This window comes from Streptomyces sp. NBC_00285 (genome assembly GCF_036174265.1).
GTDB lineage: Bacteria > Actinomycetota > Actinomycetes > Streptomycetales > Streptomycetaceae > Streptomyces.
In genome coordinates, this window is sequence record NZ_CP108055.1 from 9196202 (window position 1) to 9221290 (window position 25089).

At 70.6% G+C, this 25089-nt stretch carries 26 protein-coding genes; 15 read left to right on the plus strand and 11 right to left on the minus strand.

Annotated elements, in window-relative coordinates:
* Positions 1–1533, plus strand: a complete 1533-nt coding sequence (locus OHT57_RS42060; protein ID WP_328752208.1) for an alpha-L-fucosidase — start codon at positions 1–3, stop codon at positions 1531–1533.
* A 68-nt stretch (positions 1534–1601) separates the two neighbouring features.
* On the opposite strand, the gene OHT57_RS42065 is transcribed toward OHT57_RS42060, so the two are convergent.
* Positions 1602–2303: a FadR/GntR family transcriptional regulator gene (locus tag OHT57_RS42065; RefSeq protein WP_328752209.1), complete on the minus strand. Its 702-nt coding sequence runs from the start codon at positions 2301–2303 to the stop codon at positions 1602–1604.
* A 190-nt stretch (positions 2304–2493) separates the two neighbouring features.
* Here OHT57_RS42065 and OHT57_RS42070 point away from each other — a divergent pair, with 190 nt between their 5' ends.
* Genes OHT57_RS42070 through OHT57_RS42105 form a run of 8 tightly spaced genes read left to right on the plus strand, consistent with a single transcriptional unit; the run spans position 2494 to position 10375 of the window.
* The gene (locus OHT57_RS42070) at positions 2494–3567 is read left to right on the plus strand and encodes a sugar ABC transporter substrate-binding protein (RefSeq protein WP_328752210.1); all 1074 of its coding nucleotides are present in this window, start codon (positions 2494–2496) and stop codon (positions 3565–3567) included.
* Positions 3564–5054, plus strand: a complete 1491-nt coding sequence (locus tag OHT57_RS42075) for a sugar ABC transporter ATP-binding protein (protein WP_328752211.1) — start codon at positions 3564–3566, stop codon at positions 5052–5054. Before OHT57_RS42070 ends, OHT57_RS42075 begins: the two co-directional genes overlap by 4 nt.
* On the plus strand, positions 5047–6075 hold the full coding sequence (locus OHT57_RS42080) for an ABC transporter permease (RefSeq protein ID WP_328752212.1): 1029 nt from the start codon (positions 5047–5049) through the stop codon (positions 6073–6075). Before OHT57_RS42075 ends, OHT57_RS42080 begins: the two co-directional genes overlap by 8 nt.
* Before the next feature lie 35 nt (positions 6076–6110).
* Entirely contained in the window at positions 6111–7460 is a 1350-nt protein-coding gene (locus OHT57_RS42085) for an L-fuconate dehydratase (protein ID WP_328752213.1), read from the plus strand.
* Positions 7457–8212, plus strand: coding sequence for an SDR family NAD(P)-dependent oxidoreductase (locus OHT57_RS42090; protein ID WP_328752214.1), 756 nt, complete (start codon positions 7457–7459; stop codon positions 8210–8212). The genes OHT57_RS42085 and OHT57_RS42090 overlap by 4 nt, the downstream gene beginning before the upstream one ends.
* Positions 8209–9207, plus strand: a complete 999-nt coding sequence (locus tag OHT57_RS42095) for an aldo/keto reductase (RefSeq protein WP_328752215.1) — start codon at positions 8209–8211, stop codon at positions 9205–9207. The genes OHT57_RS42090 and OHT57_RS42095 overlap by 4 nt, the downstream gene beginning before the upstream one ends.
* Positions 9204–9518, plus strand: coding sequence for an L-rhamnose mutarotase (locus OHT57_RS42100; RefSeq protein ID WP_328752216.1), 315 nt, complete (start codon positions 9204–9206; stop codon positions 9516–9518). Before OHT57_RS42095 ends, OHT57_RS42100 begins: the two co-directional genes overlap by 4 nt.
* Entirely contained in the window at positions 9515–10375 is an 861-nt protein-coding gene (locus OHT57_RS42105) for an amidohydrolase family protein (RefSeq protein ID WP_328752217.1), read from the plus strand. Before OHT57_RS42100 ends, OHT57_RS42105 begins: the two co-directional genes overlap by 4 nt.
* A 143-nt stretch (positions 10376–10518) precedes the next feature.
* Here OHT57_RS42105 and OHT57_RS42110 read toward each other — a convergent pair whose 3' ends face one another.
* The gene (locus tag OHT57_RS42110) at positions 10519–11940 is read right to left on the minus strand and encodes a lipase maturation factor family protein (protein WP_328752218.1); all 1422 of its coding nucleotides are present in this window, start codon (positions 11938–11940) and stop codon (positions 10519–10521) included.
* A 151-nt stretch (positions 11941–12091) separates the two neighbouring features.
* Here OHT57_RS42110 and OHT57_RS42115 point away from each other — a divergent pair, with 151 nt between their 5' ends.
* Both OHT57_RS42115 and OHT57_RS42120 read left to right on the plus strand, forming a co-directional pair.
* On the plus strand, positions 12092–14197 hold the full coding sequence (locus tag OHT57_RS42115; RefSeq protein WP_328752219.1) for a SpoIIE family protein phosphatase: 2106 nt from the start codon (positions 12092–12094) through the stop codon (positions 14195–14197).
* A 31-nt stretch (positions 14198–14228) separates the two neighbouring features.
* Positions 14229–15092 carry an Fpg/Nei family DNA glycosylase gene (locus OHT57_RS42120; protein ID WP_328752220.1) on the plus strand — a complete coding sequence of 288 codons (864 nt, stop codon included), beginning with the start codon at positions 14229–14231 and terminating at the stop codon, positions 15090–15092.
* Between the two features lie 10 nt (positions 15093–15102).
* Here the strand turns inward: OHT57_RS42120 and OHT57_RS42125 are convergent, their stop codons facing one another.
* The 3 genes from OHT57_RS42125 to OHT57_RS42135 all read right to left on the minus strand — a co-directional run bounded on the left by OHT57_RS42125 (position 15103) and on the right by OHT57_RS42135 (position 17094).
* Positions 15103–15756, minus strand: a complete 654-nt coding sequence (locus tag OHT57_RS42125) for a zf-HC2 domain-containing protein (protein ID WP_328752221.1) — start codon at positions 15754–15756, stop codon at positions 15103–15105.
* Positions 15757–15907: 151 nt separating this feature from the next.
* Complete coding sequence (locus OHT57_RS42130; protein ID WP_328752222.1) at positions 15908–16414, minus strand: hypothetical protein; 507 nt, start codon at positions 16412–16414, stop codon at positions 15908–15910.
* 134 nt (positions 16415–16548) lie between these two features.
* Complete coding sequence (locus OHT57_RS42135) at positions 16549–17094, minus strand: sigma-70 family RNA polymerase sigma factor (RefSeq protein WP_164422272.1); 546 nt, start codon at positions 17092–17094, stop codon at positions 16549–16551.
* Positions 17095–17293: 199 nt separating this feature from the next.
* Here OHT57_RS42135 and OHT57_RS42140 point away from each other — a divergent pair, with 199 nt between their 5' ends.
* Positions 17294–18442 (plus strand): CapA family protein, encoded by a 1149-nt coding sequence (locus OHT57_RS42140; protein WP_328752223.1) that lies wholly within the window; start codon positions 17294–17296, stop codon positions 18440–18442.
* Positions 18443–18448: 6 nt separating this feature from the next.
* Here OHT57_RS42140 and OHT57_RS42145 read toward each other — a convergent pair whose 3' ends face one another.
* Entirely contained in the window at positions 18449–18925 is a 477-nt protein-coding gene (locus OHT57_RS42145; protein ID WP_328752224.1) for a MarR family winged helix-turn-helix transcriptional regulator, read from the minus strand.
* A gap of 71 nt (positions 18926–18996) precedes the next feature.
* Between OHT57_RS42145 and OHT57_RS42150 the strand changes: the two genes are divergently transcribed.
* The gene (locus OHT57_RS42150; RefSeq protein WP_328752225.1) at positions 18997–19812 is read left to right on the plus strand and encodes an alpha/beta fold hydrolase; all 816 of its coding nucleotides are present in this window, start codon (positions 18997–18999) and stop codon (positions 19810–19812) included.
* 57 nt (positions 19813–19869) lie between these two features.
* Here OHT57_RS42150 and OHT57_RS42155 read toward each other — a convergent pair whose 3' ends face one another.
* Positions 19870–20331 carry a universal stress protein gene (locus tag OHT57_RS42155; RefSeq protein WP_328752226.1) on the minus strand — a complete coding sequence of 154 codons (462 nt, stop codon included), beginning with the start codon at positions 20329–20331 and terminating at the stop codon, positions 19870–19872.
* Positions 20332–20664: 333 nt separating this feature from the next.
* Between OHT57_RS42155 and OHT57_RS42160 the strand changes: the two genes are divergently transcribed.
* Entirely contained in the window at positions 20665–21534 is an 870-nt protein-coding gene (locus OHT57_RS42160; protein ID WP_328752227.1) for a polysaccharide deacetylase family protein, read from the plus strand.
* 30 nt (positions 21535–21564) lie between these two features.
* On the opposite strand, the gene OHT57_RS42165 is transcribed toward OHT57_RS42160, so the two are convergent.
* Positions 21565–22239, minus strand: a complete 675-nt coding sequence (locus tag OHT57_RS42165; RefSeq protein WP_328752228.1) for a class F sortase — start codon at positions 22237–22239, stop codon at positions 21565–21567.
* Positions 22240–22570: 331 nt separating this feature from the next.
* On the opposite strand from OHT57_RS42165, the gene OHT57_RS42170 reads away from it, so the two are divergent.
* A complete protein-coding gene (locus OHT57_RS42170) occupies positions 22571–23062 on the plus strand; it encodes a hypothetical protein (protein ID WP_328752229.1) in 492 nt (163 codons plus the stop codon).
* A 97-nt stretch (positions 23063–23159) separates the two neighbouring features.
* Here the strand turns inward: OHT57_RS42170 and OHT57_RS42175 are convergent, their stop codons facing one another.
* From OHT57_RS42175 to OHT57_RS42185, 3 genes are all read right to left on the minus strand, one after another.
* Positions 23160–23690 (minus strand): hypothetical protein, encoded by a 531-nt coding sequence (locus OHT57_RS42175; protein ID WP_328752230.1) that lies wholly within the window; start codon positions 23688–23690, stop codon positions 23160–23162.
* Between the two features lie 206 nt (positions 23691–23896).
* Positions 23897–24661, minus strand: a complete 765-nt coding sequence (locus OHT57_RS42180; RefSeq protein ID WP_328752231.1) for a bestrophin-like domain — start codon at positions 24659–24661, stop codon at positions 23897–23899.
* Between the two features lie 21 nt (positions 24662–24682).
* Positions 24683–24814, minus strand: a complete 132-nt coding sequence (locus tag OHT57_RS42185; RefSeq protein WP_266511426.1) for a hypothetical protein — start codon at positions 24812–24814, stop codon at positions 24683–24685.
* Positions 24815–25089 lie beyond the last annotated feature (275 nt).

A 25089-nucleotide genomic window follows, 5' to 3' on the forward strand; every position in this document is an offset into this window, starting at 1 on the left:
ATGACTGTCTCCAGACGCCTGTTCGTCACCGCCGCCACCGCACTCGCCGTGACCGGCGTCCCCACCCTTGCCGCGGCTGCCTCCGGCGACCGCTTCTACCGCATCCCCGTCTCGGCGGACGACACCGAGGCCGACCTCGTCCGCAAGGCCTCCCAAGTCCGGCCCACCGCACGGCAGATCGCCTGGCAGGGCCTGGAACGCACCGCCTTCCTGCACTTCGGCGTGAACACCTTCACCGGTCTGGAGTGGGGCACCGGCGACGAGGACCCGGACGTCTTCCAGCCGACCGGCCTCGACACTGACCAGTGGGCGGCGGCCCTGAAGGACGGCGGCTTCAAGCTCGCCATCCTCACCGTCAAGCACCACGACGGCTTCGTCCTCTACCCCTCCCGCTACACCGACCACACGGTGGCGTCCAGCAGTTGGCGGGAGGGCCGGGGGGACGTACTGCGTTCGTTCGCCGACTCGATGCGCCGGTACGGCCTCAAGGTCGGCGTCTACCTCTCGCCCGCCGACGAGAACCAGTTCCTGCACGGTGTGTACGCCAACGGCAGTGCCCGCTCCCCGCGCACGATCCCGACCCTCACGGCGGACGACGACCGGGCGCCGGACCGCTTCCACACCCTCGCCGCCACCGACTACGGCGCCCACATGCTCAACACCCTGTACGAGGTGCTCACCGAGTACGGGCCCGTCGACGAGGTGTGGTTCGACGGCGCCCAGGGGCACATCCCACCCGACAAGGTGGAGAGTTACGACTGGGACAGCTGGTACACCCTGGTGCGAACCCTCGCCCCGGACGCGGCGATCGCCGTCACCGGCCCCGACCTGCGCTGGGTCGGCAACGAGAGCGGCCTCGCACGCGAGGACGAGTGGAGCGTCATCCCGGTCAAGGAGAACCAGTACGGCCGCACCGACTGGGCCCTGTCCTACGACACCCCCGACGAGGGCGGCCGTGCCGCGCTGGTGAAGGCGCAGCCGGCGACGGACTACCTGCAGTGGTGGCCCGCCGAGTGCGACGTCTCCATCCGCGACGGCTGGTTCTACCACGCCGACCAACAGCCCAAGTCCGTGGACTACTTGACGGAGATCTTCTTCGGCTCGGTGGGACGCAACGCCGTCCTGCTCCTCAATGTCCCGCCGGACACCGACGGCCTGCTGCACAGCACCGACGTCGTGCGGCTGCGCGAGTTCCGTGAGCGGATCGAGCGCGAGCTGCCCCGCGATCTGGCAGAGGGAGCCCGCAGGACCGCGGCACCGGACCGCGTCACGGTGGATCTGGGCCACGAGCTGGAGGTGGACCGTGTCCGCCTCGCGGAGGACATCCACCACGGCCAGCAGGTGGAGAACTTCGTCGTCGAGGCGTTCCGTGACGGCGCCTGGACGCAGGTCACGGCGGCCGGAACCATCGGCGCGAGCCGCATCCTGCTCCTGCCGGCTCCGGTGCGCGCCCGCCGGTGGCGACTGCGGGTGACACAGGCCCGAAGTGCCGTGCACATCAAGGAGTTCGGGCTGTACCGGTCCCGGGTCTGAGCGAGCGGGCGGTCACCGGGTGTCGGCGACCCGGTGACCACTGCGTCCCGCCTCGGCCTCCCCGTCGTTCAGGTCCCCAGCTGCGCCCGCAGCCACTCCTCCACCTCGCCCACGTGCGCGGCGGCCGCCGCCCGGGCCGCCTCCGGGTCGTGGGCGACCAGGGCGCGGTGGATCGCGGCGTGCTCGCGCCGGGTCCGCTCGAAGGCGCCCTCCTCCTGGTAGCCCCGCCACACCCGGGCGCGGAACGTCCGGGACGACAGCCCCTCCAGGATCGCCGCCATCGTGTCGTTCCCGGCCGCCCCGGCGATCTCGCGGTGGAAGGCCAGGTCGTGGGCGAGGATCACCTCGGGGTCGTCGGTGGCGTTCATCGCCGTGAGGTGCTTCTCGACCTCTGCAAGCTGGGCGGTCGTGATCCGGGCGGCGGCCAGCGCGGTCGCCGTGGACTCGAGGATGCGGCGCACCTCCAGCAGCTCCACCAGCTGCGGGCCCCGGGACAGATCGGCGACCACCCCGAAGGTCTCCAGCAGGTCGCCGGCCTCCAGCTGGGTGACGTAGATGCCCGAGCCGTGCCGTGCCTCCAGCACTCCGAGGACGGTGAGCGCCCGGATCGCCTCCCGCATCGAGCTGCGGGAGATGCCCAGCTGTACTGCCAGATCGCGTTCCGTCGGCAACCGCTGGCCCGGCTCCAGCCGGCCCCCGCCGATCATCGCCTTGATCTGCTCGATGGCGCGCTGCGTCACAGTGCCCTTCTGCGGGGCTGTCTGGTCCACGCCGTTCCTCCACATCACCGGGTGCGCCGCAGTCTAACCGTCGATGTGGTCAGACCACTATGGCTGAAACTCGGGAAAATATGCCGTCGAAGGGTATTGCGGGGGGTGAGTGGTCTGATAAGTATGCGGTCATTGCTCGAACTCGCTCATGCTCGATGACGTTCGTACACGCTCGATGAGGAGCCACAGGATGCCCGTCAGGACAGTGGGGAAGCGGAACAGATTTCGGATGGTCGGCGCGGTGGCCGTGGCCGCGAGCGCCTCGCTCGTGCTCGCCGCGTGCGGCAGCACCAAGGACACCGCCGGCACCAGCAGTGGGAGCGGCGACGGAACCGGCAAGGTGGGCGTGGTCCTGCCGCTGCTGACCTCGCCGTTCTGGCAGTCGTACAACGACTACGTGCCCAAGATGGCGAAGTCGCAGGGGGTGGACGCGCTGAAGACGGTCAACTCCAACAGCGACCCCTCCCAGCAGATCACCGACATCAACAACGAGCTCAACCAGGGCGTCAAGGGCCTGGTGGTCGCCCCGCTGGACAGCGCCGCCATCGAGGCCGGACTCGACCAGGCCGAACGCAAGGGCGTCCCGGTCGTCGCCGTCGACGTGGCCCCCGACAAGGGCAAGGTCGCCATGGTCGTACGGGCGAACAACGTGTCGTACGGCGAGAAGGCCTGCCAGTACCTCGGCGAGCAGATCCCGTCCGGCAAGGTCGTGCAGATCATGGGCGACCTGGCCTCAGTCAACGGACGCGACCGCTCCGAGGCCTTCCGGGCCTGCGTGAAGAAGAACTTCCCGAAGCTGAAGGTCCTGGAGATCCCCGCCAAGTGGGAGTCCGACACGGCCGCCTCGCAGCTGGGCACCCTCCTGAACGCCAACCCCGACATCAAGGGCATCTACATGCAGGCCGGCGGCGTCTATCTCGCGCCGACCCTGCAGACCCTCAAGTCCAAGGGGATGCTGAAGAAGGCCGGGCAGGCGGGCCACATCACGATCGTCTCCAACGACGGCATCTCGCAGGAGTTCGACGCCATCCGCAAGGGCGAGATCGACGCCACCGTCTCCCAGCCGGCCGACCTGTACGCCAAGTACGGCATGTACTACATCAAGGCGGCGATGCAGGGGAAGACCTTCAAGCCCGGGCCGACCGACCACGACTCCACGATCGTCAAGCTGTCCAGCGGCATCCTGGAGGACCAACTGCCCGCGCCCCTGGTCACCAAGGACAACGTCGACGACCCCAAGCTGTGGGGCAACACCGCCAAATGAGCACCCCACTGGTTGAAGCCCAGGGCATCGTCAAGCGGTACGGCCCCACGACCGCCCTCGCCGACGGCCGCCTCACCGTCCTGCCCGGCGAGTCCCACGCTCTCGTCGGCCGCAACGGCGCGGGCAAGTCCACCCTCGTCACCGTCCTCACCGGTCTGCAGGCACCCGACGAGGGCACCGTCCGCTTCGACGGTGAGGCCGCACCCCCGCTCACGGACCGGGACGCCTGGCGCGGCAAGGTCGCCTGCGTCTACCAGAAACCCACCGTCGTACCCGAGTTGACCGTTGCGGAGAACCTCTTCATCAACCGGCAGCCGCTGCGGCGGGGGTTCATCAGCTGGCGCAGGCTGCAGAAGGAGGCCGCCGAGCTCCTCGACACCTGGGACGTCCGCGTCGACCCTCAGGCGCGTACCGCCGAGCTCAAGGTCGAGGACCGCCAAATGGTGGAGATCGCACGGGCGTTGAGCTTCGGCGCCCGCTTCATCGTCCTCGACGAACCGACCGCGCAGCTGGACAAGCGGGAGATCGAGCGCCTCTTCAGCCGGATGCGCGCGCTCCAGGACTCCGGGGTCACCTTCCTGTTCATCTCGCACCACCTCCAGGAGGTGTACGAGGTGTGCCAGACGGTGACGGTCCTCAGGGACGCACGCTGGATCACCACGGCGCCGGTGGCCGACATGCCCCGGGCCGCCCTGGTCGAGGCCATGGCCGGCGAGACCGTCGCCGAACAGGCCGTGGACATCAGGGAGGTCGAGGAGGGCGCTCCCGTTCTGCTCGACGCCCGCGGCCTCACCTCGGGCGCCTACGAGGACGTCGACCTCACCGTCCGCCGCGGCGAGGTCGTCGGCCTCGCCGGCATCAGCGGCAGCGGCAAGATCGAGCTCGCCGAGTCGTTCACGGGACTGCACACCCCGACAGGCGGAACGGCCCGACTCGACGGCAGGCCCATGCCGTTCGGCGATGTCCAGGCCTCCTTGAAGGCCGGCGTCGGCTTCGTGCCGCGTGACCGGCACGCCCAGGGCCTGGTCTTCGGCATGACCATCGGCGACAACGCCACCCTCAGCGTCCTGGACCGCCTCGGCCGCTACGGCTTCGTCGGCACCGAGCGCAAGCGCGGCTTCGCCACCGAGCTGATCGACCGCCTCGACATCCACACCGAGGGCCCCGACCAGCCCGTCTCCGACCTCTCCGGCGGCAACGCGCAGAAGGTCGTCATGGCCCGCGCCCTCGCCTCCGACCCCCAGCTGCTCGTCCTCGTCAACCCCACCGCGGGCGTCGACGTGAAATCCAAGGAATCCCTGCTCTCCCGCGTGGACAGCGCCCGCGAGGACGGCACCGCGGTCCTGGTCGTCTCCGACGAACTCGACGACCTGCGCCGCTGCGACCGCGTCCTCGTTCTCTTCCACGGCCGTGTGGTCGCCGAGCACCCGGCCGGCTGGCGCGACCACGAGCTGATCGCCTCCATCGAAGGAGTGGACCATGGCTGACACCAAGACGGCCCGGCCGCCTGCGTCCGCCCGGGCCCTGGCCCCCCGCTCGGCCCGGACGGTCGTCCTGCGCCGAGCCCGTGAACTCGCTCTCGTACCCGCCCTGTTGCTGCTCATGGTGCTCGGTGCGTTCGTCAACGACTCGTTCCTCACCGAGCGCAACCTGATCTCCATCCTCGGCGCCTCGGCCGCCCTGGCGATGGTGGTGCTGGCCGAGTCGCTCGTCCTGATCACCGGCAAGTTCGACCTCTCGCTCGAATCGGTCGTCGGTATCGCACCCGCCGTGGGGGCACTCCTCGTCCTGCCCGCGGCCCAGTCGGGCTGGGGCACCGAACTGCCCGCAGGACTCGCCCTGTTGGCGATCGTCGTCGTCGGCGCGGTGGTCGGCGCCTTCAACGGCATCCTGGTCGTCAAGCTCAAGCTCAACGCGTTCATCGTCACACTCGCGATGCTGATCGTGCTGCGCGGACTGCTCGTCGGCGCGACCAAGGGCAAGACCCTCTTCGGCATGCCGGACAGCTTCTACTCGCTGGCCACGACCACGTTCCTGAACATCCCGATGTCCGTGTGGTTCGCCGCGGTCGCCTTCGCCGTCGCGGGCTTCGTGCTGAAGTACCACCGCATCGGCCGCTCCCTGTACGCCATCGGCGGCAACGCCGACGCGGCCCGTGCCGCCGGTATCCGCGTCGAGCGCGTGATGCTCGGGGTGTTCGTCGTCGCCGGTGCCCTCGCCTCGATCGGCGGCATCATGCAGACCGGCTACGTCGGCGCCATCAGCGCCAACCAGGGCCAGAACATGATCTTCACCGTGTTCGCGGCCGCGGTGATCGGCGGCATCAGCCTCGACGGCGGCAAGGGCACCATGTTCGGTGCCCTGACCGGCGTACTCCTGCTGGGAGTCGTACAGAACCTGCTGACCCTCGCCCAGGTGCCGTCCTTCTGGATCCAGGCCATCTACGGCGGAATCATCCTGGTCGCTCTCATGATCGCCCGTGTGACGACGGGGCGGGCGCAGGACTGAGTCCGCCCGCCCCGTCACCTACCGAAAGGTCTTCCGTGTCCTCGACCCCCGCCCGCATCACTGCGGTAGACACCTACGACATCCGCTTCCCCACCTCGCGCGAGCTCGACGGCTCCGACGCGATGAACCCGGACCCCGACTACTCGGCGGCCTACGTGGTGCTGCGCACCGACGCGGCCGACGGGCACGAGGGGCATGGATTCACCTTCACCATCGGGCGGGGCAACGAGGTTCAGGTCGCCGCGATCGAGGCGCTGCGCGGGCACGTGGTGGGACGGTCCGTCGACGAACTGTGCGCGGACCCGGGGACGTTGAACCGCGACCTGATCGGCGACAGCCAACTGCGCTGGCTCGGCCCCGAGAAGGGCGTGATGCACATGGCGATCGGCGCCGTCGTCAACGCCGCGTGGGACCTGGCCGCCAAGCGTGCCGACAAGCCGCTGTGGCAGTTCCTGGCCGACGCCGAGCCCGAGTGGCTGGTGCGCCAGGTCGATTTCCGGTACCTCACGGACGCGCTCACTCCCGAGGAGGCGCTGGAGATCCTGCGCCGCGGGCGGGAGGGCGCCCAGGACCGCAAGGTTCTCGTGTCGGAACGCGGCTACCCCGCCTACACCACCTCCGCGGGCTGGCTCGGCTACGACGACGCCAAGCTCACCCGGCTCGCCGCCGAAGCCGTCGCCGACGGCTTCCGGCAGATCAAGCTGAAGGTCGGCGCGGACCTGGAGGACGACATACGGCGCTGCCGTGTCGCCCGCCGGGTCGTCGGCCCGGACATCCGCATGGCGATCGACGCGAACCAGCGCTGGGACGTCGACGAGGCGATCCGCTGGACCAAGGCACTCGCCGAGTTCGACCCGTACTGGATCGAGGAGCCCACCAGCCCCGACGACATCCTCGGCCACGCCACGATCCGCCGGGCGGTGGCCCCGGTCAAGGTCGCCACCGGCGAGCACGTCCAGAACCGGGTCGTCTTCAAACAACTCCTGCAGGCCGGCTCCCTCGACGTGGTCCAGATCGACGCGGCCCGGGTCGGCGGCGTCAACGAGAACCTCGCCATCCTCCTGCTCGCGGCCAAGTTCGGTGTGCCGGTCTGCCCGCACGCGGGCGGGGTCGGCCTGTGCGAACTCGTCCAGCACCTCTCGATGTTCGACTACGTGGCGGTCACCGGAACCACCGAGGACCGGGTCATCGAGTACGTCGACCATCTGCACGACCACTTCCTCGACCCCGTGGTGATCAGGGACGGCCACTACACGGCACCCACCGCGCCGGGCTTCTCCGCCGCCATGCGCCCTGAGTCCATCGCCCGGTACACGTTCCCCGGCGGCGCCTTCTGGGCAGAAGACCTCGCCGATGACACACAGAAGAAGGGGCAGGCCGCATGAGCGACTTCGAGGGTCTCAAGGCGCTGGTGACCGGCGGGGCCTCCGGCATCGGCCGGGCCACCGCGGAACTCCTCGCCGCACGCGGCGCCCAGGTCGCCGTCCTCGACCTGGACCCGTCCTCCGTCGAGAAGCCGCTGCTCGCCTACCGCGCAGACGTCACCGACGACGCCTCCGTCCGCGAGGCCGTGGCCGCCGCCGTGGCCGACCTCGGCGGACTCGACGTCGTCGTCAACAACGCGGGCATCGGCGCCCAGGGCACCGTGGCGGACAACGACGACGAGGAATGGCACCGGGTCCTGGACGTCAACGTCGTCGGCATGGTCCGGGTGGCCCGCGCCGCCCTGCCCCACCTGCGAGAGTCCGCGCACGCGGCGATCGTGAACACCTCCTCCATCGCGGCGACCGCGGGCCTCCCGCAGCGAGCGCTGTACAGCGCGACGAAGGGAGCGGTGCACTCCCTGACCCTCGCCATGGCCGCCGACCACGTCCGCGAGGGTATCCGTGTGAACTGCGTCAACCCCGGTACGGCGGACACCCCGTGGATCGGCCGTCTGCTCGCCAAGGCCGCCGACCCGGCTGCCGAACGCGCCGCACTGGAGGCCCGCCAGCCCGCAGGGCGGCTGGTGTCCGCGGACGAAGTCGCGGGCGCCATCGCCTACTTGGCGAGCCCGCTCTCGGGCGCCACCACCGGCACCTCCCTCGCCGTCGACGGCGGCATGCAGGGCCTGCGCCTGAGGCCGGTGGGCCAGTGACCGCCGGGACAGCGACCGGTGGGCCGGAGAACACGCTCGGCAACAGTGGCGTCCGGGTCGGCGGCCTCGGGTTCGGTGCCGCCGCCATCGGCAACCTCTTCACCGAGGTCAGCGACGAGCGGGCGCACGAGGCGGTGACCGCCGCATGGCAGCGAGGCATCCGTTACTTCGACACCGCCCCGCACTACGGCCTCGGCCTGTCGGAACGGCGCCTCGGAGAGGCCCTTCGGGAGTGCCCTCGCGCCGAGTACACGATCTCCACGAAGGCGGGCCGTCGCCTGGAGCCGGCCGCGGGCGGCGGCGACGACCTCGCCAACTCCTTCGCGGTCCCCGCCACTCGGCGGCGCGTCTGGGACTTCTCCGCCGACGGCGTACGCCGCACCCTGGACGCCTCCCTCGAACGGCTCGGCCTCGACCGCGTGGACGTCGTCTACCTCCACGACCCGGACGACCACGCCGAACAGGCCTTCCGTGAGGGCTATCCGGCCCTGGAGAAGCTCCGCTCGGAGGGCGTGGTCGGGGCGATCGGTGCCGGCATGAACCAGACGGCGATGCTCACCCGCTTCGTCCGCGAGACCGACGTCGATGTGGTGCTGTGCGCCGGCCGCTACACCCTGCTGGACCAGAGCGCGCTCGCTGAACTGCTGCCCGCCGCCGTCGAGCGGGGCGTCTCGGTGGTCGTCGGCGGTGCCTTCAACTCGGGCCTGCTGGCGGATCCGAAGCCCGAGTCGACGTACAACTACGCGCAACCTCCAGGGGAGGTGCTGGACAAGGCCCTGCGCATGAAGGAGATCGCCGAACGACACGGCATCAGCCTGCGTGCCGCCGCCCTGGCGTTCTGCGCGGCCCACCCGGCCGTCGCGAGCGTCCTCGTCGGAGCCCGCTCGGCAGACGAGGTCCGGGACGCGGCGGACCAGTTCGAGACGCCCGTGCCCGCCGCGTTCTGGCAGGAGCTGCGGGACACCGGCCTGCTCACCACAGAGGTGCCGTCATGAGGGTCGCCCTGCACACCAAGGTCCGCGCGGACCGCATCGACGCGTACGACGCCGCCCACCGCGAGGTGCCCGTCGAACTCACCGACGCGATCCGCGCCGCCGGCGCCACCTCCTGGACGATCTGGCGCAGTGGCACCGACCTCTTCCACGTCCTGGAGTGCGAGGACTACGGCCGCCTCCTCGCCGAGCTGGAGAAGCTGCCGGTGAACGTCACCTGGCAGGCCCGCATGGCCGAACTCCTCGACGTCGTGCACGACTACTCCGGCGAGGGCTCCGACGCCGGTCTGCCCGTCGTGTGGGAGCTGCCGTGACGGTCGTCGACGCCCATCACCACGTATGGGACCTGTCGACGCGGGACCAGGACTGGATCGCCCCGGACAGCCCGTTGCGACGGAACTTCACCATGGCGGACCTCGCTCCGGAGGCCGCCGCGGCGGGAGTCGGGCACACGGTCCTGGTCCAGACGGTCACCGTCCCGGAGGAGACCCCGGAGTTCCTCGCCCTCGCGGCCGGACACGAGCTGATCGCCGGTGTGGTCGGCTGGACCGACCTCACCCGCCCCGACGTCGCCGACGAACTGGCCAGGCTCCTCGAACTCCCCGGCGGCTCCCACCTCAAGGGCATCCGTCATCAGGTCCAGGGCGAGCCGGACCCGGACTGGCTGCTGCGCCCGGACGTCCACCGGGGCCTGGCAGCCGTGGCCGACGCCGGACTGGTGTACGACCTGGTGGTCCTCCCGCACCAACTGCCCGTCTGCGTCAAGGCGGCCGGTTCCCTGCCGCATCTCACGTTCGTCCTCGACCACCTGGGCAAGCCCCCCATCGCCTCCCAGGGCCTGGAACCCTGGGCGACGGACGTCCGCGCCCTCGCCGCCCTCCCCAACACCGTCTGCAAACTCTCCGGCATGGTCACCGAGGCGGACCTCGCGTCCTGGACCCCCGACGACCTGCGCCCGTACGCCGACACGGTCCTGGACGCCTTCGGCCCGGACCGCCTGCTGTTCGGCTCGGACTGGCCGGTGTGCAGGCTCGCGGCGACCTACGCGCAAGTCGTCGAAACAGCAAGTGAGTTGACGGGACCACTGTCCTCGCACGAACGGGCGGCGGTCTTCGGTGACAACGCGATCCGGACGTACGGTCTGGAAGTTCGGCCGACCACTGCGGCGTGAACCGCCGAACGTCGACGCCGCCGGTCGGGAGGCGAGCCCCGCCGCTGCCCTGGACGGCATGGCGCGACAAGGCGCCTCCGCAGCCGACTTCCGTGTCGTCCGGATGTGCGCCGACCGTCGCCCCGGGAACGTCCGCCACCGCGTCACGACCGCTGCGCCTCTCGCGCCAACCGTGTCGGTGGCCAGAACTCCCGCACATACGTCCGTTCCCAGCACGCGCCCGTCTCCCGCAGCTCCCGCCGCGTCGTGTACCGGTACCGGAAGAGGCGGGCGCGGACATGGCGGGGCGGCGCGTGCGGCGGGAACGGGGAGCGGCGCAACAGCTTCAGCGTGGCGGGGTCGTTCTCCAGGAGCCGTTCGACCATCGTGGCGAACCACGCCTCGGCGTACGCCGGGGACAGGGCGGCGAACCACATCATCCAGTCCAGGCGCAGATGGTAGGGCGCGAACTGGCGTGGTCTGCGCCGCGGATCACCCGGCTTGCCCTTGAACTCGTACTCCTTCCACTCGGCGTCCCCGCGCGGCACGTCGTCCGCCGTTCCCTCGACGACCACCTCGTAGCGGATCCGGCTGACGCTGCCGAACGCGCCGTAGGTGTTGACGAGATGGAGCGGGTCGAAGGAGCGGTTCATGACCTGGCGGCGGGAGAGCATGTTGCGGACCGGGCGGCGGCTCAAGCCGAGGAGGAGCGCGGCGACGGTGAGGACCAGGACCTCGTACCAGAGCGGGGTGGCGGACAGGTCCGGTGCGTCGCCGGGGAGTCGAAGCGCCGGGACCGCCAGCACGATCGTGATCCAGTTCAGCCAGGCGAAGTTGCCCGAGAGGACCAGCCACAGCTGCGTGACGATCATCAATGACGCGGCCGTCGAGGCGATCGGCTGCGGGGCGAACAGCAGGAAGGGCACGACGAGTTGGGTGACGTGGTTCGCGGCCGCCTCCACCCGGTGCACCGGCCGGGGCAGATGGTGGAAGTACCGGCTCAGCGGACCTGGCATCGGCTGTGTCTCGTGGTGGTGGTAGAGGCAGGTGAGCTTGCGCCAGCAGGCGTCGCCCCGCATCTTGATGAGCCCCGCGCCGAACTCGACCCGGAAGAGGATCCAGCGCAGGAGGAACAGCACCACGACGGGCGGGGCCACGTCGTCGTTGCCGAGGAACACCGCGAGGAAGCCGACCTCCAGCAGCAGGGACTCCCAGCCGAAGCCGTACCAGGTCTGGCCCACGTTGACGATCGACAGATACAGCAGCCACGGCACCAGCCACAGCAGCATCGCGCCCCACAGCGGCAGCCGGGAGTCGAGGCCCGCCGCCAGCGCCACGGCCACCGCACAGCCCGTCCACGCGCATGCCGCGAAAAAGCGGTCCGAGTAGTGGAGTTGGAAGAGGCTCGGGGCCCGCCGGAACGGTACCCGCGCCACGAACCGCGGGACCGGCAGCATCCCGCGCTCTCCGAGCAGGGCCCTGAACTGGAGGGCCGCCGTCAGGAACGCGACGACGTACAGCACCGCCAGAGCCCGCTGGAAGACCAGCCGGCTCAGCCAGTAGTCGGGTGCGGTGAACCAGTCCACAGCCGTGCGCTCCTGCCTCCATCGTCACGCCGGAACCCCACGTGACTCTCCGTGTACCTCACTCTCGCTTGCGTAACCCGGGTGAGCGTGCGGGCTCCCCGCGTACCCGTTCCCGGTCGAGGAATCGGACAAATCCTGGCAAGGTGGCCCCATGGTTGATCGGGGAGCGAGCGCCCTGTCACTCCCGGACGACTGGCCCGCCCACCCGGATCCGATCCTGGCGCTCAACCGCATGGGCAGCTTCGACTGGGACCTGGACACCGGTCTGTTCCACATGGACGCCCAGGCCCACGAGGTCTTCGACGTGCGCCCCGACGAATACGACGGACACCCCACGAGCCTCGCCCTCCGGTTCCCGACCAGCGAGGCCCACCGGCTCGACGCCCTGGTCGCCCAGGCCATGAAGGACGGCAGCGAGAACTACGGCACCTACTTCCGCCTGCGCTGCCGCGACGGCAGCCTGCGCTGGACCCACACCCAGGGCTACATCCGCCGCGACGGGACGGGCCGCCCGCGCCGGATCATCGGCATCGTCCGTGACGCCACCCAGGAGATGAGCGAGCTGGACGGCCGCCGGGAGCAGGCGGCCCAGGACGAGGCGCAGCGTCGGCAGACCAATGTCGTACAGCTCACCACGGCCGCCCTCGCCCACGCCCGGACCGTCCAGGACGTCATCGACGTCCTCAAGGACACCCACGGACTCACCCACCTCGGCGCCACCAGCCTCGTCATGGGCCTGGTCGAGGCCGGCCGGATCAGGCTGATCGCCGAGGGCCCCGCGGGCAGTTTCGTGCCTGGCACCGACATCACCCGGATCGACGAGCCGTACCCGATGAGCGAGGCCGTGCGCACGCTCAGCCCGCGGTTCATCGAGTCACCGGACGAGTTCGCGGAGCGCTACCCGGTCCTGTGGCCCCACCTCACCGGCCTCAACATCACCTCCGCCGCCTACCTCCCGCTCATCGCCGAGGCCCGCCCGATCGGCGCCATGGGCCTGCTCTACAGCGACCGGCACGGCTTCACCCCCGAGGACCGCAACGTCCTCATCGCCCTCGGCAGCAGCATCGCCCAGAGCCTTCAGCGGGCCATGCTGTACGAGCAGGAGAAGGACCTCGCCACCGGCCTCCAGCAGGCCATGCTGCCCCGCAGCATCCCCAGCGTGCCCGGCGCCGACGTCGCCGTCCGCTACCGGGCCGCCACCACCGAGGGCGCGCTGGGCCGGGACATCGGCGGCGACTGGTACGACCTGATCCCGCTGCCCGGTGGTACCCCCTCCGGGGGAGGTCGCGTCGGCGCCGTCATCGGAGACGTCCAGGGCCACGACACCCACGCCGCGGCCGTCATGGGCCAGCTGCGGATCGTCCTGAGGGCCTACGCCGCCGAGGGCCACCCGCCGGCCACCGTGATGGCCCGGGCCTCCGTGTTCCTGCACGAGCTCGACACCGCCCGCTTCGCGACCTGCCTGTACGCGCAGGCCGACCTGACCACCGGAGTCGTCCAGGTGGTGAGGGCGGGCCATATCGACCCGCTGGTCCGGCGGGCCGACGGGAGCTGTCACCGGGTGACCGTGGACGGCGGGCTGCCGCTGGGGCTGTCCGCGGAGTTCGGGGAGCTCGAATATCCCGTCAGCACCCTCGAGCTCGACCCCGGGGACACCCTGCTGCTGTGCACCGACGGCCTGGTCGAACAGCCCGGCGCGGACCTCGACGACGGTGTGCAGACCCTCACGGCCCTCGTCGCCACCGGCCCCGCCGACGTATGGGAACTCGCCGACCGGCTCATCGACGTGGCCGAGGAGCGCAGCGGCGACGACGACGTGGCGCTGCTCCTGCTGCGCCGCCGCGGACTGGACTCACCGCAGAGCGGCGGCCGTCTCAGGCAGCACGTGGCGCCCGGCGACCCCGAGGCCCTCACCCAGGCCCGGCACATGATCAGGGCCGCGGTCGTCGCGTGGGGCGCGCGAAGGCGCTCCGACGAGATCGAACTGGTCGCCGACGAGCTGATCACCAACGCCCTGATGCACACCGAGGGCCCCGCGATCGTCACCCTGCGGGTCCTGACCGGCACCGACCGGCGGATGCGTGTCGAGGTCGAGGACTCCTCCAGCGCCCTGCCGCGCCGCAGGGAGGCGGGGGAGTCGGGGGTCTCCGGCCGGGGTCTGCTCCTGGTCGACCTGATGTCCGAGAGGTGGGGCGTGGAGGCGCGGGGCGGCGGGAAATGCGTGTGGTGCGAGTTCGTCGTACCGGATCGGAACTGACCACGGCCGTCCCCGGTGGCACTCTGGACGTATGCCGGAACTCCCCGAGGTGGAAGCACTCAAGGACTTCCTCACCGACAACCTGGTCGGCCACGAGATCGTGCGCGCACTGCCGGTGGCCATCAGCGTTCTGAAGACGTACGACCCCCCGCTCGCCGCGATGGAGGGCCGCGAGGTCGTCGCCGTGCACCGGCACGGCAAGTTCCTGGACCTGGAGACCGCCGACGGCCCCCGTTTCGTCACCCACCTGGCCCGGGCGGGCTGGCTCCACTGGAAGGACCGTCTCCCCGACGGCCCGCCCCGCCCCGGCAAGGGCCCCCTCGCCCTACGGGTAGCGCTGGAGACCGGCGCGGGTTTCGACCTCACGGAGGCCGGTACGCAAAAGCGCCTCGCGGTCTACGTGGTGCGGGACCCGCTGGAGGTCCCGGGTGTGGCGCGCCTCGGCCCGGATCCCCTGGCCGACGACTTCGACGAGGCCCGCCTGACTGCGCTTCTGGCGAAGGAGCGACGGCAGCTGAAGGGCGCGCTGCGGGACCAGGGACTGATCGCCGGCGTCGGCAACGCGTACAGCGACGAGATCCTGCACGCGGCGAGAATGTCCCCCTTCAAGCTGGCGGCGTCCCTGACGCCCGAGGAGATGCACACCCTCTACGGGGCCCTGCGCACGACACTCACCGAGGCGGTGGAGCGCTCCAGGGGGGTGGCCGCGGGCCGCCTGAAGGCGGAGAAAAGGTCCGGCCTGCGCGTCCACGGCCGTACCGGCGAGAGCTGTCCCGTCTGCGGTGACACGATCCGCGAGGTCTCCTTCAGTGACTCCTCGCTCCAGTACTGCCCCACCTGCCAGACGGGGGGCAAGCCACTGGCGGACCGGAGGATGTCGAGACTGCTCAAGTGATCCGGCGCTCTCAGCTCGGGTCCAGCGTCACCAGATGCTCCCCGCCCGCTGTCCTGACCTCGTAGTGGTCGATCTGGTCGGCGTGGAAGGTGGAGCTGCCCATCATGGTGTCGTCGCCGGTGGCGTGGCCTGTGGCGTTCCAGCCGGTGACGGTCTCCTCCTTGCCGTCGCGGCCGACCGCGACGAGGTGACAGGCACGAGGGCCGGCCTCGTCCTTGACCTTGAGTTCCACCTGGGTGCCCCAGTCCTCGTCCTCGGTGGTGACCTGCGCCCACACCCCGGACCGGGCGTCGGTGGCCTCGACACTGGCGGCCGGCGCCGAGTCGCCGCCCGCCGTCAACGCGAGCGTGGGACCGCCCACCGCCAGGACCACCGAGGCGGCCACGGCGTACAGCACCCGCCTGCGGCGCGCCCGGTGCCGGACCGCGACCTCGCCGAGGAGGCGGTTCAGGAGCTGGGGGCCCGGCTGGGCCATGGGATGCACCACGCGGGGCGTGGCCCGTCGGTACAACATCATCTGACGGGTCACAGGACCGAACTCCGTCACGTGTGCCGCGCACTTGGGGCACTCCATGAGGTGGTCCTCGAAACGGAAGGACTCCGCCTCGTCCAGCACGCCGAGCGCGTACGCGCCGACGTCGCGATGCCTTTCCAAGGACCTCATGCGGAAACCTCGTGCCGTTGAGTGTGGGTGGTGTTACTCCTTGCTCCCACCGGTACGCACCAGCCCGCCGAATCACTCAAGGCATGCACAGAATCGTGACCATGGGATTCGGAGCGGGCGGTCCCGCGGATTGGTCCGAATCGAAAGAAATCTAGAACAGGTGGATGGCGAGGTGGCCGAGCGGCAGACCCAGCTGCCACGCGGGGGTCCACACCTTCGGACCCTCGTCCTCACCGAGCCCCGAGCCGCCGCCCGGCACGGCGTTCAGATCGGGTGCGAGCAGCTCCGTCTCCTCCAGCCAACGCCAGGCCTCCGCCGCGAGTTCGAGATCCGGCACGGGCTCGCCGGAGACGACCGCCTCGGCGGTGAGCGCGGCCATCCGCTCGCACACCCAGTCCTGCCACGGCTGGTCGTACGCCGTCAGGGACAGCCAGTTCTCCAGCTGGGAGACGACCTGGATGCCGGAGAGTTCGCCCTCGATGTCGGCGAGGAAGACGGTCAGCGCGAGCGCGTCGCGTCCGGCGCGGAACTCGAAGGACGTCGGCGGCATCAGATCGCCGGAACGCAGCAGCTCGTCGGCGATGTACTCGGCGTACAACCAGGCCATGGGGACGACGAGTTCGCCCCCGTCCGTGCTCTCTTGACCTCTGTGCAGCATCCCTTCCTGCCTTCCTCCGGTGCGTGCGCGTCGCCCGTCGCCGGGCCCCATCCGGAAAACGGATGAGGACAGCCGATTACTCAACAGGGGTCCGCGGCAAGGCACTTTACGGAGGTTTGACTTTCCCATTGGTTTCACCGCAGGTCGGCCGCGTATCCCGGAAGCACCCGGCGCAGGGCGCGCAGCGCGTAGTACGCGCGGGACTTCACGGTACCGGGCGGAATCCCCAGTACTTCCGCGGCCTCCGCCACACTCGCCCCCTGGAAATACACCAGCACCAGGACTTCACGGTGCTCCGGAGTGAGTGTCTTCACAGCCTCGCGCACATCGAGGGTGGCGGCCGCCCGTTCGGCGTGATCGGCACACACCCGCGCGTTCTCGAGAACCGCGTCGCCGACCTCCGCGGGACGTGCCTGCCGGGCCCGCCGCGCGTCGATCGCGAGCCGCCGTCCCACGGTCAGCAGCCACGGCCGTACGGAGTCGAAGTCGTCGGCGCGCAGCGCCTCGGGATGCTGCCAGGCGCGGACGAGGGTCTCCTGTACGAGGTCCTCGGCGCGCTGCCGGTCACCGTCACTGAGCCGGAGCAGGAGTGCGAAGAGGGGCCGGCCGTGCTCCCGCTGAAGCGCGGCGAGCTCGTGCTCGGCGGTCGTCCCGTTCGTGAGGGTGGTTCCGGCCGTCATGGCCGTATGGCACCTCAGGCCGGGGCCGGGGGACAGGGCCCGCACAAGGATCTGCGGCGGACGGTCGATCGCGTCGACGAACGGTTCGGTGAACGGTTGCTTCCGCCCCGGACGGGTCAAGTAGTCGTCCGGGCCGTTTGCGGATCCGGAGAAGCTCATACCTATTCGTCAGTAAATATGACCACAGTGGGGTGAGCTGATGATTGCACGCAGACGGCAGATTGCCCTGGCCCTCACGGCACTTCTCGCCGGAGGGGCCGCCTGCCAGGCGCACGACCACAAGACGCCCGGGCATCCGGCCCCGTCCGCCGCCGCGCCACGCGGTTTCACGCTCGTCGCCTCCGGGGACGTCCTGCCGCACAGCTCGATCATCGACCGGGCCCGCTTCGACGCGGGCGGCAACGGCTACGACTTCCGCCCGATGCTGGCCGGGATCCGATCCGTCGTCTCCCGCGCGGATCTGGCGCTGTGTCACATGGAGACCGTCTACGGCGCGAACGGGGACTACACCGGCTATCCCACCTTCAAGTCGCCGCCCGAGGTGGCCCGGGCCCTCGCCGACACCGGCTACGACGGCTGTTCCACCGCCTCCAACCACAGCCTCGACGACGGCGCCGACGGCATCCGCCGCACCCTCGACGCCCTCGACCGCGCGGGCGTACGGCACGCCGGATCGGCCCGCACCGAGCAGGAGGCACGCACGGCCACGGTCCTGCGCGCGGGCGCGGCGAAGGTGGCCCACCTCGCCTACACCTACGACACCAATGGCTTCCCGCTGCCCCAGGGGCAGCCCTGGGCGGTCGGCCTGATGGACGAGAAAAGGATCCTTGCGGACGCCCGGGCCGCCCGGAAAGCGGGCGCGGACGTGGTTGTCGTGTCGCTGCACTGGGGCACGGAATGGCAGGACGCGCCCGACGAGCAGCAGATGGCGCTGGCCCGCGACCTCACCGCCGCCCGCACCGGCTCCCGCCCCGACATCGACCTGATCCTCGGCACCCACGCCCATGTCCCGCAGGCGTACGAGAAGGTCAACGGCACCTGGGTCGTCTACGGCATGGGTGACCAGATCGCCGGTGAGATGTTCAACCACGAGGGCGCCCAGGACCCGCGCGGCAACCAGTCCACCCTCGGCCGCTTCACCTTTGCCCCGCCCGCCCGACCCGGGGAGCGCTGGCGGGTGACGAAAGCGGAGTTCGTACCCCAGATGTTCGACCTGGACGCCGGCCGGGTGGTGAACCTCAACCGGGCGATCGCGCAGGGCGCGGACCTGGACGGCGTGCGCGACCGCATCCGGGAGGTCGTGCTGAGCCGGGGCGCGGGCAAGGACGGGCTCACCATGGGGCGGTAGCCCGGGTCAGTCCACGTCCACGTGATCGAACGTCCGCAGCATCTCCTTGAGTACGCGAGTGCACGCCCGAAGCTCAGTGTCGGTCAGCTCGCCGCCGCCGACCTGCCGGTTCAGGGCGTGCTCCCGCGCGAGGACCGCGGTGATGACGGCCTCGCCCTGCGGTGTGATCCGGATCAGCGAGGACCGCTGGTGCGCGGGGTTGGGGGTGGTCTCCGCCCAGTCCCGGTCCAGGGTGTCGTTCACCATGCGCTGCACGAACTGCCGGGTCAGTGCCATGATCCGGCCCATCTGAGGCACCGTCATGGGCCCGTACCTGTGCAGCAGGACCAGAACGGAGCGCACGCCGACGGACACCCCCTCGATGTCCTGGCCCTGTTCGAGCTTGCGAAGGCCGCGCCGGTAGAGCGCGCCGATCAGGTCGAACACCTCACTGACCCGGTGGCCGAGATCGTCCGGTGGCAGCGGCTCGTCGATGTCGTTCACCCGGCCATCATGACAGCCGAGTTATGACACCTTGGTTGCCAAACTTGGGCGATGATGACACCTTGGTTGTCATGACAGCTGCTTCGGAACTGAGCTTCTTCGCATCTGCCGACGGGGAGATCGCCTATCTCGACGCCGGAACCGGGGACCCCGTGGTCCTCCTGCACGCCGGCTACATCGACCACCGCCTCTACGCGGCCCAGACGCCGGTCCTCGCCGCCGACCACCGCGTCCTCGCCGTGGACATCCGGGGCCACGGCTGGACCGCCAACGCCACCAAGCCGTTCCGCTGGGCCGACGACCTCGCCGACCTGCTGCGCCACCTCGACGTGGGCCCCGCGGTCGTGGCCGGTGTCTCGATGGGCGGAGCCATCGCCGGTGACATGGCGATCGAGTATCCGGAACTGGTCCGGGGGATCGTCCTGAGCGGTGCCTCCGTCAGCGACTTCCAGTACACCCACGAGGCGACCCGGAAGGTCGTCGCGGAATCCCGACGGGCCCTGGAATCGGGCGACATCGAGGGCTGGCTGAAGGTCTTCCTCGGGTCCGCCGCCGGACCGTTCCGCTCGCCCGACGAGCTCGACCCGCGCATCCTGGACCACCTGCGCGACATGGCCCTGCACACCATCGCCAAGCACACACCGGGCGAGCGGAACTGGCACGTACCCATGACCGACACCTGGGCCCGGGTCCCGAAGATCGACGTCCCGGTGCTCACCGTCAACGGCTCGCTCGACTCACCGGACCTGCTCGCCGACGCGGAACGCTTCGCACGCACCGCCCGCGACGGCCGCTCGGTCCTGGTGGAGGGCACCTCGCACTTCCCGAACCTGGAGAGGCCCGAGGAATTCAACGCGCTCGTCCTGGAGTTCCTGCGCGGGCTCTGAACACGCGGCGTCGGGCCCCTGTGGGCGCCCGTGGTACTCGTCGGAGCCCGCCCGGGGTTACGGCACCACCGTCACCGGCCACCGCCCGGCCTTGACCAGCCGAACCGCCACGGAGCCGACGATCCGGTGACCCGCCTGCTCCGAGGCGCCCACCACGACCGCGTCCGCCTTGAGTTCGTCCGCCGCCTTCGTCAGACCGCTGTAGGGGTCGCCGCGGAAGGTGTGGAACTCCCAGCGCACATCGAATATCCCCTTGTTCTGCTCGGTCGCGCGCCGGATCTGGGCGACCAGGTCCTCGGCGATCTCGTCCGTGGTCTCCGCGACCGGCGCGCCGAGCGCGGCGCCGGCGGCGAGCACCGGCTGGACGTACACCACGGCGAGCAGCGCGTGCTGTCGCCGGGCCAGACCTCCGGCGTACGCGGCGGCGCGGAGCGAGGAGTCGGAGCCGTCCACGCCGACGACGATCACCTTGGGCCCGTCCGTGCCCCGCTCGAACTGGTGCGAGTGCTGTTCCGTCACGGCTGTGAGGCTATCGGAAGCCGCAGGTCCGGACGGCATACGGGCCCCCGTCGAACGGGGAGGCGCAAGGTCGGCGGAACGGGGCACTCGAAGCGCGGGCCGCGAGCGGGCCGTCACCGACGTCCGCAGCAGCCCGTCGGCGCCCGGCCCCGACGGAGGGGACGAGGCCGGGCGCCGACCACCGAACGGCCTCGTACGACGTCGTCCTGAGGTCCCGTCATGCGCCGCACACGACCGGCGCGGAACGCCCGCGCTGGGCCGGGCGGGTGTATTGGTGCCGCCGCACCGGTGTTGCTGAGGTGCGTCGGCCGTCCGCCGGGCGACTGATGAGTCATGACGAAGGATCAGTTGTTCACACGGCTGTCGTCGAAGGCGGCAGCGGTGCTCACACGGCGTCGGGCCCTGCTGGCCGGCACGGTCGCCGTCGCGTCCGCCGGCACGGCCGGTGTGCTCGCGGCGGTCACCGGCGAGGAGCCGGTCCGGCCGGCCCTCCCCGCCGCAGGCCCCCCGGCCCACCGCCTGGCCAAGCCCTCGGCCTACCGCCTCCAGCCCCTGACCGGATACGGGCCGCCCGCCGCCGCCCCCCACAAGACCCTCGTACGCCACGAGCCGTTCCTGAAGATCTCCGGACGCGGCCGGACCATGGTGCTGACCTTCGACGACGGACCAGACCCGCGCTACACCCCGCACATCCTGGACACCCTCGCCGAGTACGACGTACGCGCGATGTTCTTCGTGTGCGGCGAGATGGCCGTCGACAACCAGGACCTGCTGGCCCGGATGGCGGACGAGGGACACATCGTCGGCAACCACACCTGGTCCCACCCGCTGCTCACCCGGCTCACCCGCTCCCGCATGCGCTCCGAGATGGAACGTACCTCCGACGTCATCGAGGACGCCTACGGCGAGCGGCCCGAGTGGTTCCGCGCCCCCTACGGCGCCTGGAACCGGGCGGCGTTCCAACTCGGCGCCGAACTCGGCATGGAGCCCCTCGCCTGGTCGGTCGACACCCTCGACTGGACCACCCCCGGCACCCGCACCATCGTCGGCAGGGTGGAGAACGGCGCCGCCCCCGGCGTCGTGGTGCTCTCGCACGACGCCGGGGGCAACCGTTCCCAGAGTGTCCGGGCGCTGCGCGACTATCTTCCGCAGCTTCTCGATTCCGGCTACCACATCACCGTGCCGCGACGGCATTACGCATAACCGGAACACGCCGGCCGGGCCGGGGAACGCTCAGCGGACCTCGGCCAGGCGGGCGAAGACCACGACGTTCCCGGCGTAACCGCTCTGCTTGGAAAAGCCGCCCCCGCAGGTGATGACCCGCAATTCGGGCGCGCCCTTCGAGCCGTAGACACGGTCGCCCGGGAAATCGTTCTTCTCGAAGACCTCGATGCCGTAGATCTCGAAGACCGCCGTCTTTCCGTCCTTGCGCCGTACCTCGATGCGATTTCCCTTCTTCAGGGCTCCGAGTCCGTAGAACACGGCGGGGCCCTGTTTGTTGTCGACATGGCCGACGACGACGGCGGTGCCCTTCTCGCCGGGGGAGACCGCGCCGGTGAACCAGCCGGCCAGGTTCGGGTCCTCCGGCGGCGGCGCGCCGACCCAGCCGTCCGGGTCCAGTCCGACCGGCGTCACCGGCGCGTCGACCCGGATCGCCGGGATGGAGACCCGGTCGGGCACGGCGAACGGCAAGGGAGCGGGGGAGTTGCCGAAGGTGCTGCCGGGCGCCACCCGGCTGTCCGCCGCGGCCGCCGACGCGGGCTGCGGCGGCCCGACGTCGAACTCCCCCGAGCCGTTCCGGATGAGTGCGAGGCCGGTCAGCAGAACAAGCGCTATCACGCCCCAGGGAGCGCGCTTCTTGCGCTGCTCCTCCTCTTCGGCCAGACCGGCCAGCTCGGACGCAGACATTGACTTCCCCTCTCGACACGGCCGTCGCCACGTCATGCGCGCATGCAAGAACGCTAAGTCCCGCGCGGGAAAGCGGCGACGGGGCCGGCGCGAACGGGTGGCCCCGAATGCGCGTGGTGCGCCATCCGAGTTGCCGTGAACAGGAATTTTCTGACGGTCCGTGACCTGCGGAGATATCCGATTGTGGGCTAATCGCTCGGCGTGTCCTCTCACCGGGACGGACCAGTGTCGAAATGCGGGCCGGCGCAAGGCATCTGAGGGTCTGTCTGGGAGGCGCTTTCTCGCCGATCAACCGGGGACAGTTCCCGGGGCGTCTTCCGCGGAGGATCACATGCGTACTACTCGTGCCCTGGCGGCCGCCGGCGCCGCGGTCGCCGTGCTCGGACTCGCCGTTCCCACGGCCGTCGCGCGGGACGGCATGAACCTGAGCCCGAGCAATGCCGTCGCCCTGCCCAGCGTCATCGCCCGGGGCGGTCAACTGACCATCACCGTCAACAACTGCACCGGCGACGCCACCGCGAGCTCGGACGCCTTCCCGGCGGCCAAGCTGAAGACCGGCACCAACAACCTGGCGACGGGAACCGCCACGGTCAACACGAACGCCGCAACGGGGTCGCACAGCATCAGCGTCCTGTGTGGGAACGGCACCGTGATCAACCCCACGGCCTTCACCGTCATCGGTGGTGTCCGCGGTGGTCTCGGCGGCAGCAGCACCACCGGGGCCACCCCGACCGACATGGCCATCGGCGGCGGTCTCGTGGCGCTGGCGGTCATCGGCGGAGGGGTCTTCTGGATGCGTCGCCGGTCCGAGCGGCACATCTGATCTCCGCCCCCTCGGAGAGCTCCGAGCGCACGTGACACGGGCGTCCGCCCCGGTTTCCGAAAGGGGCCGGGGCGGACGCCCGTCGTGGTTGCCGCGGTCAGCCGCCGTCCTCGCCGGTCCGGCGACGGGAGAAGTGGTACGCCGCCCCGACCGAGCCCACGATCAGCGCGGCACCCATGCCGATCTCCTTGAGGTCGAACCCGGCGAGGCTGCCGCCCTCACCGGCGTGCACACCGCGGCCGGGCTGGAGCGGCACCGGTGTGGGGCCGACCGGGCGGCCGCCGGCGATGGTCAGACCTGTGGACCCGCTCACGCCGTCACAGGTGAACGTCACCTGGTACGCCGCGCCGGGTCTGGCGTCCCAGTCGACGACGGCCGTGGCCTGGTTCCTGTTCGACGGGATGGTGATGGTGTCGAAGACCGCCGAGGTGACCGTCGCCGATCCCTTGCAGCCGCCGTGGTCCCGCTCCAGGCGCAGCGTCACCTGTCCGCCTGCGGCGATGGTCGAGGGCAGGACACTGAAACCGAAGGGCGTGATGTTGCCGCTCTTGGCCACGGCGGCCGGTGCGGAGAAGGTCAGGGCGGCGATGCCCAGCAGTGCGGCCGAAGCGACGCGTATCGCGCGCATGGTGGTTCCTCCGGTCCCCGAGGAGCAACTGCGGACCTTTTCCGCCTACGTCGGAAATGCACCTCGATGACCGAAACGCTAGGAACAGGTGTACGTCCGCGCGATCGCAGTCGCGCCGAATGGGGCACACGTGTGGGCCGCTCAGGGGACGCCGGCGGCGTGTCGGACGCCGGACGTCCCCCGAAGGTGCCCGTGGTGAGACGCCGTCAGCCCTTGATGCCCGGGAAGAGCGAGAGGAACGGCTCCGCCGAGGCCGTGATGCCACGGCTGTAGGGGGCGTCGAAGTCCCAGATCAGGAAGAGCAGGAACGCGATCAGCGAGGAGAACAGGGCGGCGAGGATCAGCTCGCGCGGTGTCCGCCGGATCTGCAGGGCGAAGATCATCCCGATGGTGATGACGCCGCCGCCCAGCAGACCGAACCACACGACCCCGGGCATCGTCGGCGAGACCGAGTCGGCGCGGGCGTTGCGCGCCTGGTCCACGGCCGCCACCTGGTCGACGAGCGGCTGGTAGGCCTGCGCCTCGAAGTCCGACTTGGGCTGGTAGGAGGTGACGTCCGTGCGGATCCGGTCGAGGAGCTCGGCGCCGCGTTCGGTCGTCCGGTCGTGGTCGGACATCTCCTTCCACTCCACGGTGACGACGTGTCCGACATAGGCGTTGACATCGGCCCTAATGCGGTCACGGACGTCGGCCGGATAGACCTGTACCCGCTCCGAGATCTCGTGCAGCGCCTGGGCCTCCGCCTGTACGTGGTCCTGAGCGGCGCTGCGCGCCTCCCAGACGCCCGCGATGGCCAGGCCCAGGACGATGGCGTAGACCACCCCGATCCACATCGTCATGTACTCGATGACGTCCGGGGTCTCGTTGGGATCCTCGTCCACGGCGGCCGTCTTGTGACGGACGAGGGTGATGGTGACGACCACGGCGCAGACGGCCACCATCGCGAGGACGAGAACAAGCCATTCCGGCAAGGGATGCCTCCAGGATCGGCATTAGCGGGGCCGCAGGGCGGCCACGGCGACCACCGCGGGCGCGGTGATGAGCAGGACGTAGATCACGGGCGAGGTCGTGCTGTGCGTGGGCCGGTCCGGCGCCTTCGCGTGGTGGTAGGCCGGATAGGTCACCGGGGACGCGGAGGGGCCGGGGGCCGGCTTGGGCGGGGGCGTCCGGGTGGGGGTCGGCGTCGGGGTCGGGGTCGGGGTGGGCGTGGAGGGCGGCGTTGGTCGCGCCCGTGGTGCCGGCGGCTGGGGTGCCGGTGCGGGGGGCGGGGGTGCGGGCGGTGGCTCCGGGGTCGGCGTCGGCTTCGGCTTCGTGGGCCTCGGCGTCGGGCGCGGCGTCGGCGTGAGGTCGGGGGAGGGCGTCGGAGTGCAAGGCGGCTCGGGTGGAGTGGGTGTCGGGA

Excerpts from the sequence above, each read along its gene's own strand:
- OHT57_RS42060 (WP_328752208.1), top strand. The coding sequence starts at position 1 with ATGACTGTCTCCAGACGCCTGTTCGTCACCGCCGCCACCGCACTCGCC.
- OHT57_RS42070 (WP_328752210.1), top strand. The coding sequence starts at position 2,494 with ATGCCCGTCAGGACAGTGGGGAAGCGGAACAGATTTCGGATGGTCGGC.
- OHT57_RS42075 (WP_328752211.1), top strand. The coding sequence starts at position 3,564 with ATGAGCACCCCACTGGTTGAAGCCCAGGGCATCGTCAAGCGGTACGGC.
- OHT57_RS42080 (WP_328752212.1), top strand. The coding sequence starts at position 5,047 with ATGGCTGACACCAAGACGGCCCGGCCGCCTGCGTCCGCCCGGGCCCTG.
- OHT57_RS42090 (WP_328752214.1), top strand. The coding sequence starts at position 7,457 with ATGAGCGACTTCGAGGGTCTCAAGGCGCTGGTGACCGGCGGGGCCTCC.
- OHT57_RS42100 (WP_328752216.1), top strand. The coding sequence starts at position 9,204 with ATGAGGGTCGCCCTGCACACCAAGGTCCGCGCGGACCGCATCGACGCG.
- OHT57_RS42115 (WP_328752219.1), top strand. The coding sequence starts at position 12,092 with ATGGTTGATCGGGGAGCGAGCGCCCTGTCACTCCCGGACGACTGGCCC.
- OHT57_RS42120 (WP_328752220.1), top strand. The coding sequence starts at position 14,229 with ATGCCGGAACTCCCCGAGGTGGAAGCACTCAAGGACTTCCTCACCGAC.
- OHT57_RS42125 (WP_328752221.1), bottom strand. The coding sequence starts at position 15,756 with ATGAGGTCCTTGGAAAGGCATCGCGACGTCGGCGCGTACGCGCTCGGC.
- OHT57_RS42130 (WP_328752222.1), bottom strand. The coding sequence starts at position 16,414 with ATGCTGCACAGAGGTCAAGAGAGCACGGACGGGGGCGAACTCGTCGTC.
- OHT57_RS42135 (WP_164422272.1), bottom strand. The coding sequence starts at position 17,094 with ATGACGGCCGGAACCACCCTCACGAACGGGACGACCGCCGAGCACGAG.
- OHT57_RS42140 (WP_328752223.1), top strand. The coding sequence starts at position 17,294 with ATGATTGCACGCAGACGGCAGATTGCCCTGGCCCTCACGGCACTTCTC.
- OHT57_RS42150 (WP_328752225.1), top strand. The coding sequence starts at position 18,997 with ATGACAGCTGCTTCGGAACTGAGCTTCTTCGCATCTGCCGACGGGGAG.
- OHT57_RS42160 (WP_328752227.1), top strand. The coding sequence starts at position 20,665 with ATGACGAAGGATCAGTTGTTCACACGGCTGTCGTCGAAGGCGGCAGCG.
- OHT57_RS42165 (WP_328752228.1), bottom strand. The coding sequence starts at position 22,239 with ATGTCTGCGTCCGAGCTGGCCGGTCTGGCCGAAGAGGAGGAGCAGCGC.
- OHT57_RS42170 (WP_328752229.1), top strand. The coding sequence starts at position 22,571 with ATGCGTACTACTCGTGCCCTGGCGGCCGCCGGCGCCGCGGTCGCCGTG.
- OHT57_RS42175 (WP_328752230.1), bottom strand. The coding sequence starts at position 23,690 with ATGCGCGCGATACGCGTCGCTTCGGCCGCACTGCTGGGCATCGCCGCC.